The sequence below is a fragment of the Selenomonas sp. GACV-9 genome, from assembly GCA_900116485.1.
GTDB lineage: Bacteria > Bacillota > Negativicutes > Selenomonadales > Selenomonadaceae > Selenomonas_A > Selenomonas_A ruminantium_G.
Map to the genome: position 1 here is coordinate 25778 of FPAX01000008.1, position 14226 is coordinate 40003.

Genomic DNA, 14226 nt, shown 5'->3' on the forward strand with positions numbered 1-14226 from the left:
GAGATTCGGCTTTAGCCGTTTTTCTGACATGAATAAGCCCCTGAAACGAATGTTTCAGGGGCTTATTCATATGCTTTTTACGAATTCAGCTGATATTTGAAGGAATCCAATGCCCAGACCTTGCCAGTCACAGACGCTAACGACACATCCGTCTGGATTTCAAGCTCTGGCTGTATGTTCTTCTCAGGGAAGACCAGCAGGCTTGCAGCTTCTTCACCATGCTGGAAGAAAGCTTCCACTGCCGTCTTGTCCACAAACAGCTGCAAGGACAGCGACTGGTCAACGAACAGCTTGAATTTGCGCTGTCCACGGCCACCGCGCTTCATGTCATCGCGATTGATGACCATGACCTGCTGTACCCGATCATATTGGAAGCTCAACCGCTCAAGGCCATAGTTAAGCATGACCTCAATCTGTTTCGCCTGTCCCAGCTCGATCTCCAGCAAAATCTCCGAACCATCGAAGAGGGTCTGGCTGAGGCTGCTGACCTCTGACTTATCGATTTCCACCGCCGATTCCTGGATGCGCAGATCGCGTAGCTCCCGAGCCGGGCGCGAGTATATATGGCCCTGGCGCAGACGCAGCTCACGCGGCAGGGTCAGACTGTACATCCAGCCCTTTTCCTTCGACGGATAGTCATCGTCCTTATCGGGCATGCCCATCCAGCCAAGCAGCAGATGGCGGCCCTCATGCTCAAAGACCTGCGGTGCATAGAAGTCAAACCCGCGGTCAAGTTCCTGGAACTTCGTATGCTGCATCATATCCATGCTGTCGAGGGACAAGTGCCCTGCAATATAGCCAGCCTGATAGATATTCTGACGATCATACTCCCGCGCCTCAAGGCCCTGCGGGCAGAACACCAGCACATCATAGTTGCCAAACTGCAACAGGTTCGGGCATTCCCACATGTAACCAAAATCACCGAGCCGCGTATGCACCTCGCCAAGATTGTACCAGCTGCCCTCGCGTTCCTCATAGACGAGCACCGTGCCCGTCTCATTTTCCGCCCGCTGAGCGCCAATCACCAGATAGCGGCGACCATGACGCGAAAACAGGAACGGATCACGGAAATGCCCCGTGATGCCCTCCGGATGATCAGGAATGATGATCTCATCCTTGCGGACGCTGCCATCTTCCTGCAATGTACCCAAGCGCTGCGCGGGAATGCGCACACTGCCTTCCTTGCGGTTGCAGGTATAGAGCACACGAAGATGCCCCTTCTCCGAAAGGCCGCAGCCTGAATAGCAGCCATCCTTGTCATGGACATCGTCGGGCCAGAGCGAGAGCTCCGGACGCGTATAATGCACGAAGTCCCGCGTCTTCACATGGGCCCAGCACTTGTTCTTGTGCTCACAGCCCAGCGGATTCCACTGATAGAAGATATGATAGGCCCCCTCATGATAAGTGAGGCCATTGGGATCGTTGATCAGGCCAAACGGCATTTCCAGATGGAAACGGTTATGCCAGCGGTGCTCGAGGGGGAATCCCTGTGCCAGCCTGGCGTCGATAGCTTTCTTATCGAATTTTTCCATAATGAATCTCCCCTTTCCGACACGGAAAGCCTTCCCCATACGAGGAAGGCCCCTGTGTTGGCTGTCTTATTCCTCCGGCGTGAACAGCGTGAAAGTCAGGCCGAAAGCAATGCCAAAGCCAATGGCATTTACGATGAGATACTCAAGCAGATGATCGAGATACAGGAGCGTACCCGGCAGAACCGTGATACCCATGCCCGTACCAGCCAAGTGCATGAAGCTTGCCACACCGCCAGCAAAAGCGCCGCCGACCAGTGCATAGAGGAACGGCTTCATGAAACGGAGATTGATACCGAAGATAGCCGGCTCCGTGATGCCCAGGAAGGCTGGAACAGCCGAGGAAATGTAGAGAGCGCGTTTCTTCTTGTCCTGGGTCTTCAGGGCAACAGCGACAGCTGCACCACCCTGAGCAACGATAGCGCCCGTGATGATGGCATTGAACGGGTCAACACCAGTCGTAGCCAGCAGCTGGACTTCCAGCGCATTGAATACATGATGAACACCGAATACAACGATAACCTGCTGCAGGCCGCCAACGATGAAGCCACCAATGCCCATTGGCATCTGCAGGAAAGCCGAGACAGCACCGAAGATGGTCGTCTCCAGCGAGTGCATGATCGGGCCAACGATGAGGATACCGAGGATCATCGAAACGAACAGCGTGATAAACGGCGTAACGATAAGATCGATAATATCGGGAACGAAGGACTTGAGTGCCTTCTGGAGCTTAGCTGCAAAGATACCGAGAACGAGTGCCGGCAGGACCGAGCCCTGATAGCCGACGATACCGATCGTCATGCCAAAGATATCCATCGGGATTGGCTTGACATCACCGCCAGCAACAGCCCAGGCATTCGGCAGCTGCGGTCCGACGAGCATCAGGCCGAGAACAAGACCGATGACCGGCGTGCCGCCAAAGCGTTTCATGGTCGACCAGCAGACCAGTGCCGGCAGGAAGATGAAGGCCGTATCCGTGAGGATCTGGGACAGCAGCAGCACGTTCGGGCTAAACTGCACACCCAGGCTCTGAGCCGCACCGCGCAGGCCCATGAACAAACCTGTTGCAACGAGAACCGGGATGATAGGAACGAAGACATCACCGAAGGTGCGAGAAATCTTCTGGATCGGCGTCATCTGTGCATAAGCCTCTTCCTTATTGCTGACACCGCTGAAGGTCGTACCTTTGACAAACTCAGCGAAGACCTTGTCGACAAACCCCGTGCCGAGAATGATCTGATACTGGGCAGCAGCAAAGAACTGGCCTTTGACACCGTCGATGTTTTCGATAGCTTTCTCGTCAATCTTGGATTTATCGTTGATGATGAGGCGCAGACGCGTTGCACAATGCTCAGCATTACGGACGTTGTCCATGCCGCCTACATACTTCTCGATGAGCTTGGCTACGCGAGCCTCTTTCGGCAGGTCTGCATACTCACTGTCATCCACGCTGGCAGCAGCCTCGCTCTTGCCAGCTGCCGACGACGTGATTTCCTGGTCAGCGAGAGCCACAGTGATCTGGCCGAAGTCAGCCGCATTCGTGACCAGCACCGGCGTCGTCGTATCATAGCCGGCAGCCTTGATGGCAGCCTCGTCAAACTCAAGCAGCAGCTGCCCCTTCTTGACCGTGTCGCCCTGCGCAACCTTAGCCTCGAAGTGCTCGCCGTTCAGCTTCACCGTATCAAGACCAACATGAATCAGGATTTCCGCTCCATCTACTGATTTGATGCCGATTGCATGTTTCGTCTCGAACAGGACGGTAATCTCGCCATCAACCGGCGAATACACCTTGCCATCCGGATCCTTTACCGCAGCACCAAGTCCCATGGCGCCGCCAGCAAATGCCGGATCATTAACTTCCTTCAGTTCCACCAGCTGACCTTTCAGCGGGCTGTCCAGACGGATGTCTTTCATCATGATACCTCCCCAATTATTCCTAAAAAATATAAAAACATCAATATGGTTTCTTTATGAGACCGATTTCATACTTCTAGTCTAATATGTGGAACTGGTTTTGTCAAGACAAAATCTCATAAAACAAGCGTAAATCCGTAAAAAAAGCAAAACCAAGCAAAATCCGTCATTTCCACAAAAATTGCAGTTTGTCTGTTAGTGCGTGCGGGAAGAAAAACCGAAAATACGCAGCTCGGGGTTCACGGGGTAGTACTTTTTCTGTTTCCGCTGAATGGACCGTACGCCCAGTTCTACGGACTTAGTTACCTGCTCCCGTTACCAGGTCGCGACGTACATAGCTCTTTCTAGGTTATGCGCTTACGGCCCAGTCCTGCTGCGCAGGACAGTCGCTCCAGACAGAAAGAAGCACTACCCCGTTCGCCCCTTTGGTAACGGAAGGTTGAATTTGTACGAACCGTTGCTCCCGCAGCAAGCACATCGATGTAATTCGTGACCTATCGCCGGAACAGCGCAGGATTATCCCAACATAACGGAGGGCGAGGGTGGGTACACTTTCTTCGTAGACGGAGCGATTGCCCGAACGCAGTGAGGGATGGCACGCGACAGGCAATTGCTAGAACGTTCAGATGTATTGGCGCGCCGCCGGCCTGCCCGGCGCATGTACCTAGGTACATACAACCTGCCAGCGCGGGTCATTTAGCGGAGCGAAGAAAAAGTGCACCCACCCTCACCCAAGCTGAGCTGTAGCAAGCTTATTGTAATCTCGCACTGACAGACAAACTGCAATTTGCAAAAAAACCGCTGCCCCCGAAAAAGGAGAACAGCGGATTTTCGTATCTGTCACTGTACCAGCAGATCGCGGAATTTCGTGAATTCCTTCTGGAAGAACAGCGAGATGCTGTCAACCGGACCATTACGATGCTTGGCGACAATGATTTCCGTGATATTCTTGTTTTCTGTATCCTTATCGTAGTAATCCTCACGATAAAGGAACATGACGATATCGGCATCCTGCTCCAGCGAACCGGACTCACGCAAGTCGGAAAGCATCGGCTTCTTGACCTGCCGGCTCTCGACGGAACGCGAAAGCTGTGAAAGAGCAATGACCGGCACATCAAGTTCGCGGGCCAAGGCCTTGAGCGAACGCGAGATTTCCGAGATTTCCTGCTGACGATTGTCGCTGTTCTTGCTCGGACGCCCCTGCATGAGCTGCAGATAATCGATGATGATGAGATCGAGGCCATGCTCGGCCTTGAGCCGGCGGGCCTTGGAGCGCAGATCCATGACCGTGATACCGGCCGTATCGTCGATATAGATAGGGGCGCGGCTCAGCTTATCTGCCGTCTCAACGAGATGGTTCCACTCGCCTTCATCGAGCTGCCCCGTGCGCAGGCGCGAGGCATCAATGCCACCTTCAGAGCAGAGCATACGCTGCATGAGCTGCTCCTTGCTCATTTCGAGCGAGAAGAACGCGACACTGTGGCCGTGGAGACCAACGTACGAGGCAATGTTGAGGGTGAAGGCCGTCTTACCCATAGACGGACGGGCTGCGACGAGGATCAAGTCCGACTTCTGCAGGCCTGCGGTCAGCGTATCGAGATCCTTGAATCCCGAGCTGATGCCTGTAAGGCCGCCCTTGGATTCATAGAGCACGTTGATGCGCTCAAAGGTGCGCATGACGATGCTCTTCATGGACTCGAAGGCGCCGCCATTCTGACGGTTGGCGACGGCCAAAATCTTCTTCTCGGCCTCGTCCATGATATTCTCGACGTTATCCGTATCCTCATAGGCGGCACCGGCGATCTCGGTTGCCGCATTGATGAGGTTGCGGAGCTCAGCCTTTTCCTTGACGATTTTTGCATGATAGCTCACGTTAGCCGCAGTCGGCACGGCATTGGCCAGCTGCGTGATGAATGGCAGGCCGCCAATCTTCTCGAGCTTTTCGCTCTTGCGCAGCTGCTCAGTGAGCGTGACGAGGTCAACGGCCTCGTCATTGCCCGAAAGCTCCAGCATGGCCTCATAGACGATGCGGTGAGCCTCACGGTAGAAGTCATCAGGCAGCAGGATTTCCTGCACGGCGATGATGGCTTCTTTCTTTATGAGCATCGCTCCCAGAACGGCCTGCTCGGCCTCGATATTCTGAGGAGGGACGCGATCTGGCAATGCCATATTCCCAGTTCCTTTCTGTTCTGCTTACGCCTCGGCTGGTTCGAACAGGATGTCGAATGCCTCTTCAGCAGTCTCTACCGCATGGATTTCAAGGCCCAGATGTTCCTTCGGGATATCCTTGTCGTTTTCCTTCGGGATAATCAAGGTCTTGATACCTGCCTGCTTGGCACCATAGGCTTTCTCAAACACGCCGCCCACGGGGCGCACGCGTCCCTGCAGGGAGATCTCGCCAGTCACGGCGACGTCCTGCCGGATCCTGCGGCCCGTGACAGCACTCGTGAGTACGGCCAGGATTGCCGTACCGGCACTCGGGCCGTCGATATTGCCGCCGCCAATGACGTTGATATGGATATCATAGTCATGGATATCCTTGCCCGTCAGCTGACGCATGACCGAGGCAGCATTGAACACCGAATCCTTGGCCATGGATCCTGCGGTCTCATTGAACCGCACGGTGCCCTTGCCCTTCTCATGAGCCTCGAAGGCTACGGCCTCGATCTCGATGACGGAACCGAGGAAACCGGCCACGCCAAGGCCAAAGACATGGCCCTGCACAGCCTTGTCCGAGGCCTTTTTCGTCACGAACTGATACAGGCGGCTGACCTGTGCCACTTCGTAGATCTCGGCCTTGGTGATGGCCACATCGGGGCCTTCGCCCTTAGCGATCTTCTCCACCGGCACGCTGTCGGCAGCTCCGCACTTCTCCAGTGCCAGGCTGTAAGCATCGGCAAGGATGTTGATGGCCTTGCGGCCTTCGATGGTGTACTCGCTGATGAGCTCAGCCACACCATCAGCCATCGTGACATGGAGCTTGGCAGCTGCATTCTGCACGATCTGCTGGATGTGTTTCGGCGTCAGCGGCTCAAAGTAGATTTCTGCACAGCGCGAACGCAGCGCCGGATTGATATGGCCGGCATCGCGCGTCGTCGCACCGATCAGCACAAAGTCAGCCGGCGCCCCCTCCTCGAACAGCTTGCGGATATAAGGCGGCACTTTCTCGTCAGTCGGATCATAGTAAGCCGACTCAAAGAAGGCCCGCTTGTCCTCCAGCACCTTCAGGAGCTTATTCTGCAGCATCTCATCCATCTCGCCGATCTCGTCGATGAACAGGATGCCGCCATGGGCGTCGGTGACCAGTCCTGGTTTCGGCTCAGGAATACCACTGTCGGCCAGATTCCGCTGGGCGCCTTGATAGATGGGGTCATGCACGGAACCCAGCAGCGGATTCGTCATATCGCGCGGGTCCCAGCGCAGTGTCGTACCATCGGTCTCGACGAACGGTGCCTCTTCCGAGAACGGGGAGGCTGCTTTCTTCTTGGCCGCCTCCAGCACCAAGCGTGCCGCCGTCGTCTTGCCGACGCCCGGCGGTCCGTAGAGCAGCAGATGCTGCGGATACGGGGAGCTCAGTTTGGCCATCAAAGACTTCACAGCCCGCTCCTGCCCGACGATTTCCGAGAAATCCTGGGGACGCAGGAGTTCCATGATGGACTGGGTCAGATGTACTTCTTCGAGCTTTTCGAGTTTCTTGCGCTTTTTCTTGTCCTGCGGCGACTCGGCCCCGGGCTTCTCTTCCTTGATGACCTGACGGCGGATATCGTTGACATAGTCCTGATGCTCTTTTTCGAGTTTCTCGTTGACCTTTTTCTCGATATGGTCCTCGACACTGCGGCGCGCCACAAGATCAGCCGTGCGCTCTGACAACAGCTCCATGACCTCTGGCAGCTGGGACTCCTTCGGTGCCGGGGCAATGAGCGGATCCTCGTCAAGGATGCGCTGCAGTGCCAGCACACGGTCACAGCGGTTCTCCGAGCGCATGAGCTGCAGTGCCTTCATCTTCCCCGCCTTCATGACGAGCTTTTCCGTTCCCATGATATCGACGAGTACCGCATAGAGCGCATCGATCTCGCGGTCGATAGGCTCTTCATGACTAGCAGGAGCAGGCATAGCCTGCTCCTCTTTCTTATGGAATATGCTGAAGATATTTTTGAAGAAATCCATACTATCAGCCAGCTACCACATTGATCTTGATCGTGCTCGTGATAGACGGATGCACCTTGATGACGGCTTCATAAACACCAACGCCCGTGACATCGCCCTTGAGGGAAATCTTGCGCTTGTCGATGTCGATGTTGCTCTTCTTGAGGGCCTCCGAAACATCCTTGCCCGTAACCGAACCGAAGAGCTTGCCGCCCTCGCCGATCTTTACGGGAATCGTCACTTCTACCTTCTCAAGCTGTGCCGCCATGAGCTTAGCCTCATCAGTTGCCATGGCATCCTTGCGGGCCTTGGAGCCAGCCTGCGCCTTGGCCACGTTCATGTTCTCAGCCGTAGCCAGCACAGCAGCCTTCTTCGGCAACAGGAAGTTGCGGCCATAGCCCTCAGATACCTCGACGATATCGCCCTTCTTGCCCAGTTTTTTAACGTCCTGCTGAAGTATTACTTTCATCTTGATCATTCTCCTCTATATATTTCTTGCTGACTTCAATGACTTTCGCCTTGATCTCCTGCAAATCACCATCTTCAATCTGCGCACCGGCCACATTCTGGTGACCACCGCCGCCAAAAGCCTCCATGATGACCTGCACATTCATATCACCAGTCGAGCGAGCACTGATTCCCACCACATCATTAGACAGTTGGAAAACGACAATGCTCATACAAACATTTTCGATGCGCAGCAACGAATCAGCAGCTTGCGCGGCTATTACCTGGATATTGGCTATCGTCTCAGGGATATATGAAACGATCAACCCCCCGGCATAGAGCTCCGAGCGAGCCTCAGTCTTGGCCAGCGCCACCGTCGTTTCATAATCGGACCGGAACAGATGACGCACCATGACGGGATCAGCACCACTGCGGCGCAAATAGGCCGCCGCATCGAAGGTGCGCACACCAGTCTGGACCGTAAAGTTTTTCGTGTCGACCACTATGCCTGAATACAACGCCGTTGCCTCAAGCCGTGATAACATCAGATCATCGCTGAAATACGCCATAAGCTCTGTGACGAGCTCACTAGTGGAGCTGGCCGCCGGCTCAATGTAGACAAGCAGTGGATTCTTGATGAAATTCTCACTGCGGCGGTGATGGTCGATGACAATCACCTGCTGGATACGCTCTAACAGCGTCGGATCAGCTACAAGATGCGGGATATGGGTATCGACGACAATGAGCACCGGATTGAGCGCCGTCATCGTCGTGAGATCTTCAGCCCGCACAAAGATATCTTCGTACTCCTCCTTGCCCTGTAGCAAGTCGGTAAACTTATCAATGCCCTCATTCATATCCGACAACACGATATGTACCGGCTTATCGAGCACGCGAGCCATCTTGACCACGCCCATGGCTGCACCAAAGCAGTCGAAGTCTTCGTTATGGTGGCCCATGACATAAACCTCATCGGCCCCATCCATGATTTCCTTGACTGCATGGGCAACGACACGCGCCTTGACGCGCGTGTGTTTCTCCACCGCCTTGGCCCGGCCGCCGAAGAACTGTGTCTTGCCATCGATGAGCACTGCCACCTGGTCACCGCCACGGCCCAGTGCCAAATCCAGGCAAGCCTGTGCCTGGCTGCCCATTTCCGCCAGCGATTGGCTGTCAGCCACAGCAACACCCATCGAGAGCGTCACTGGCAAGCGGTTCGTACTCTGCAGCTGCCGTGCCTTATCGAGAACATCAAAACGTTCACTCATGGCCTGGTCCAGCGCCGCACGCGTGATGACCACCACATAGAGATCTTCCGACACACGGCGCATAAAACCGCCGAGATTCTTCATCCATTTATCGAGAGTCTGATTGACCGCCAGCAGCAGCGAAGTGCGTTCCGCCTCTGACTGTCCCTGCATGACCTCGTCGTAATTATCGATCTGGATATAGATAAGTACGGTCCGGCTCTCCTTGTAAGTCAAGCGCAGATTCTCATGTGCCGTAACATCCTGCACATAAAGAGCCATGAGCTGCTGCTGGCGTGGGGCCATCTTCACAGGACGGTAACGAACCTGATAATACTTATCCTCATGGGCAAAGATATATTCGCCTTCCTGCCCCCAGACAGGGGCGATGATGATACCGGGCCAGATATCCGTGATATCGGTATCGAGATCCGGCTCACTGCCGACATAGCCCTTGAGACGGGAATTCGTCCACTGGATACGCCCATCTTCAGTAACGATGATCACCGCCTGCGGCAGTTCCTCCACCGCATAATTGACCATCACATTGATATTTTCCACGACATTGCGGCAGTAGCGCTCAAAGCGTTTGGCCCGGTCGGCACAACGCTCACGCGCAAAGGAGGCCAGGGCCAGCCATACTACACCGGCAATCGCAGCAATGTATTCATTATAACAGGAAAGCACCATGACCAATACCAGCATGATAATCAGATGAATGGTCAGGTCGATCCAAGCCGACAGATTTCGTGGCATAACGCCTCACCTCATTTCTTACCCTGTGCCGAGAAACGGCGGCGGTAGTCAAAAAGCATATCAAAAAGTCCCGTCAGGGCTACCAGCTGCGCCAGGAACCCATTGGTCAGTATTATCACATAGAGCAAAATCTTGAACAGCCGCGAAATCTTATAATGCTGCATCAAGCAGTGCGTAAGTGCCAGTCCTTGCACAAGGCCAGCAAATATCGCGAGCATATTCGCATTCATCGACAGCTGATACAGCGGCTGTATTTCCCTTGTACCGCCCCAGTATATGCCAACCAGCGCAAAACCGAACAGGTACAGGAAGAACACCGGCAGCCGCCACTCGGAAAAGGGTGGCAGATACGGGACTGCATGCCCCAGCCGGCGCAGGACCTTCGAACTGAACAGATATCCCACCAGCGTATCAACCACGCCCATCATGATGACCACGAGCGGCATCAATATCTGCATCAAAGCCACGCCAGATGCAACCTGCTGACGCCCCTCGGCAATAGCATTGGCATCAAGCCCCATCTCCTCATAGAGCTGGAACGCCGAGTCAAAGGACTGCTGCAAGGCATCCATCTCAAGGTTCAGGGGATTCACTGCCGTCACGGCAAACACCAGCGCAAAGGCTGCCAGCTTGCCAACCAGGGAGGCAGCCAAGCCCGCACAGAATATCTTCGTACCAGACCAGCCCCTGCGGAATCCCAGTCCGAGGATAAGTCCCGTCGGAGCAAAGGCTATCACCATCCGCAGTGACAGCATCGGCTCAATCAAAAGCGCCATGACAAGGCCGGCAACTACTACCGCCATGGTGCCCCAGCGCAAACCGTGACGCACCACCAGTACGACAATGGGCAGTGCCCAGATAAGCGCCGCCACCATGCCGAGCACCGGCAGATAAACGGCTGCCATAGCCAAGATTACAGTCAGCGCTGCGAGCAGGCCGCTTTCCGTCATCGGGGTGATTCTATGTTGATTCATGTCGTCATCCTTTCTAGCTAAACCAACTTACATTATAGCAGAAAAGGATTGGGCTGTCTTGAAAGCAGGTACTAATAAAACCTGCCGCATCGCACAATGTCTGGCGATACGGCAGGTCGTCATTTTCCTGTCTTATTTTGCAAAAACGCTGAGATCGAGGCTTACAAAACCTTCGAGCATGCCCTTGACCTGTTCGGCGATGACTTTCACGCCACCTTCCTCACAGCTCTCGATATTGAGCGGCATATTCGGATCATGCAGCGACATGCGCAGGAGAGCCCAGCCATTCGGGAACACAAGACGCACACCCTCATAGGACGGCTTCGCGATCTTGATGCCAGCCTCTGCCGCACGCTCCTCGAAGGTCTTGAGCACGCCATTGCCATAGGCACGGAAATCTTCCTCCCCCTTGATCTTGAGCCGGAACTCCTGGCTCTCTGCCGGAGCGCCGAGATTCTTGACCAAATCCGAAAGGCGGCGGCCAGCAGCCTTGGCCTTGGCAGCTGCTACGAGCAGCTTGACTGCCAGATAGGCACCATCGTCGAGGTAGTAGTTCTCAGACAGTGCACCATGGCCCGACGTCTCAATGGCCAGCGGCGATACGACACCAGCCTTGTTCTGGCGGATGCACTCGTCGATGACATTCTTGTAGCCGCGCATATAACGCATGTGCTTGAGGCCCAGATCCTTTTCGAGGAACTCGGTGAGCTCGTCGCTCGTGACTGAATCCGTGATGATCGTGCTGCCCGGATAATCCGGTTCCAGGATAGCTGCCATCATGCCGATGAGCTCGTTGCGGCTGATTTCCTTGCCATTCTTAAGCACAGCGCTCATGCGGTCAACGTCGGTATCGAAAATCAAGCCGAGGTCGGCGCGGTTGTCAAGCACGGCCTGGCGGATAGCGGCCATAGCCTGCTTATTTTCCGGATTCGGGATATGATTCGGGAAATGCCCGTCCGGATCGAGATAGATGCTGCCCGTCGTATCAGCGCCAAGACGTCCAAGGACCTGGGTTGCAAAGAAGCCACCGGCACCATTGCCAGCATCGACAACTATATGCATGCCCTTGAGGGGCTGGTTCTCCCCGCCCAGAGCCTCGCGGATCTTCTTGCGCAGGTGATGGCAGTAACGCTCCATGAGATTGTAGCGCTGTGCCTTCGAACGCTCGCCTTCCATTACCGGATAACGGGCAGCATTCTGCAGGATCGTGATGATATCCTCATGCTCCACACCACCGTCTTTCGTGAAGAACTTCATGCCGTTGCGGTTATAAGGCAAATGGCTGGCCGTGATCATGATGGAACCGTCCATCTGCGTCTCAGGGAATACCGTGGACATGAACATTGCCGGCGTCGAAGCCATGCTGCAGTCAACCGTCACGACACCATGCGCAGTGAGTGCCTTCAGGACCTCACGCTTGAGGTCGTGGCCAGTCAGACGGGAATCACGGCCGACAGCGATGCGCAGCTCCTTCTTATCCTTGCCCGTGCGCGCCTGCAGGAATTCTACGAACCCCGACGTAATGACGTTAGCGGCCTCCATGCTCAAGGTCACTGGTTCATCGGCAACGCCCTCCATAGCGACACCGCGAACATCACTGCCATTGGCAAGTTTCATCAGGTTTTTCTCTGGGATAATCATCAAAATGCCCCCTCAGCAATTAATCAAGATAGGATATCTATCATCGTTACTATCTATGATAATATGTATTCCATATGAATTGCAAATTTTCCTGTTATCTTAATTTTTCTCCTACGACAAAATTGCAGTTTGTCTGTCAGTGCGCGATTACAATAAGCTTGCTACAGCTCAGCTTGGGTGAGGGTGGGTGCACTTTTTCTCCGCTCCGCTAAATGACCCGCGCTGGCAGGTTGTACGTACCTAGGTACATGCGCCGGGCAGGCCGGCGGCGCGCCAATACATCTTGGCGTTCTTGTTTATACCTGCCGCGTGCCATCCCTCACTGCGTTCGGGCAATCGCTCCGTCTACGAAGAAAGTGTACCCACCCTCGCCCTCCGTTATGTTGGGATAATCCTGCTCTGTTCCGGCGATAGGTTACGGATTACATCGATGTGTTTGTTACGAGAGCAACGGTTCGTACAAATTCAACCTTCCGTTACCAAAGGGGCGAACGGGGTAGTGCTTCTTTCTGTCTGGAGCGACTGTCCTAGGCACAGAATGATACGTACTAACGTATTAGCAGGTTGAAGATTCATTCGGGCTATTGCTGAAACGAAGCCGCCGGGCAGGGGAGTACCATAAGCGTAACATTGATGGTTTGCGTGAAGAAAATATTTTTTGCCTTCACATTCCGTTGAAAAATTCACACCGTTCAAGCGCAGCGCGTTTGGGAACTTTTTCAATGCTTAGTTAAAGGCAAAAAATATTTTTAGCAAAGCATCTAAGTGAAGCGTTGGTACTCCCCGGCCCGGCGGCGCGGTATTCTACGAATAAATTCCTGGTAATTACAAACTGCAATTTATAGCAAAAACGGCTCGCCGTCTCACGTAGGAGACAACGAACCGCCCTTATTGCAGGTTACTCGCCAAAGAATTCATTCTCGGCCGCAATGCAGAGCATATGATAGACCGGCAGATGTAGTTCCTGGATGCGGAACGTCTCATCGTCGGGAACGCAGATGCAGACATCGGCCAGGTTGCGTCTCTTGATCTTGCCGCCCGATTTGCCCGTGAGCGCAATGGTCTTTACCCCTTTGACCTTCGCCATCTGCAGTGCATAGATGACATTCGTGCTGTTGCCCGAAGTCGAGATGGCCACGAGGACATCCCCTGCAGCGCCCATGCCCAAAAGCTGCTGGGCAAACGAGAGATCCGGCGCCTGGTCGTTGGCAAACGCCGTGTTGAGCGCCACCTGATTGACCATCGAGAGCGCTGGCAGTGCCCCCTGCAGATTCTCCATGAAGTAATCTGCCTCCTCCGGACAAAGCTCGCGTATCCTGGCCTCCATATCACTGCCGAGCTTGCGCGGCAGCAGGAAGCCCTTCATGAGCTCGCCGACGATGTGCTCAGCATCAGAGGCACTGCCGCCGTTGCCACAGGCAATGAGCTTATGGCCCCCACGGTAGCTCTCACAGACGGCCTCCACTGCTGCTTCAAGGTCTGCCTTGCAGACTGCCAGCACCGGATAGCGGCCGATGAGCTCATCCACTTTATTCTTTGTCGATTCCTTTACCAATTTAACCAAAACTCCTT

The 14226-nt window shown here is 54.6% G+C and carries 9 protein-coding genes; all 9 read right to left on the minus strand.

The genetic code is table 11. The features are described 5' to 3' along the window. Positions 1-77: 77 nt before the first annotated feature. The 9 genes from BM322_RS08205 to BM322_RS08245 all read right to left on the minus strand — a co-directional run bounded on the left by BM322_RS08205 (position 78) and on the right by BM322_RS08245 (position 14209). The gene (locus BM322_RS08205) at positions 78-1532 is read right to left on the minus strand and encodes a glycoside hydrolase family 32 protein (protein ID WP_075429533.1); all 1455 of its coding nucleotides are present in this window, start codon (positions 1530-1532) and stop codon (positions 78-80) included. Positions 1533-1598: 66 nt separating this feature from the next. Then, complete coding sequence (locus BM322_RS08210) at positions 1599-3443, minus strand: glucose PTS transporter subunit IIA (RefSeq protein WP_075429535.1); 1845 nt, start codon at positions 3441-3443, stop codon at positions 1599-1601. A gap of 840 nt (positions 3444-4283) precedes the next feature. Continuing rightward, the gene (gene dnaB, locus BM322_RS08215) at positions 4284-5612 is read right to left on the minus strand and encodes a replicative DNA helicase (protein WP_177220842.1); all 1329 of its coding nucleotides are present in this window, start codon (positions 5610-5612) and stop codon (positions 4284-4286) included. Positions 5613-5636: 24 nt separating this feature from the next. Continuing rightward, entirely contained in the window at positions 5637-7610 is a 1974-nt protein-coding gene (gene lonC / locus BM322_RS08220) for a Lon family ATP-dependent protease (protein WP_075429536.1), read from the minus strand. 4 nt (positions 7611-7614) lie between these two features. After that, positions 7615-8058 (minus strand): 50S ribosomal protein L9, encoded by a 444-nt coding sequence (rplI, locus tag BM322_RS08225; RefSeq protein WP_075429537.1) that lies wholly within the window; start codon positions 8056-8058, stop codon positions 7615-7617. Further along, complete coding sequence (locus tag BM322_RS08230; protein WP_075429538.1) at positions 8030-10039, minus strand: DHH family phosphoesterase; 2010 nt, start codon at positions 10037-10039, stop codon at positions 8030-8032. The genes rplI and BM322_RS08230 overlap by 29 nt, the downstream gene beginning before the upstream one ends. An 11-nt stretch (positions 10040-10050) precedes the next feature. Next, positions 10051-11013: a YybS family protein gene (locus tag BM322_RS08235; protein WP_075429539.1), complete on the minus strand. Its 963-nt coding sequence runs from the start codon at positions 11011-11013 to the stop codon at positions 10051-10053. A gap of 132 nt (positions 11014-11145) precedes the next feature. Next, positions 11146-12654 carry a phosphomannomutase/phosphoglucomutase gene (locus BM322_RS08240; RefSeq protein ID WP_075429540.1) on the minus strand — a complete coding sequence of 503 codons (1509 nt, stop codon included), beginning with the start codon at positions 12652-12654 and terminating at the stop codon, positions 11146-11148. An 898-nt stretch (positions 12655-13552) separates the two neighbouring features. Beyond that, positions 13553-14209, minus strand: a complete 657-nt coding sequence (locus BM322_RS08245) for an SIS domain-containing protein (protein ID WP_075429541.1) — start codon at positions 14207-14209, stop codon at positions 13553-13555. Positions 14210-14226 lie beyond the last annotated feature (17 nt).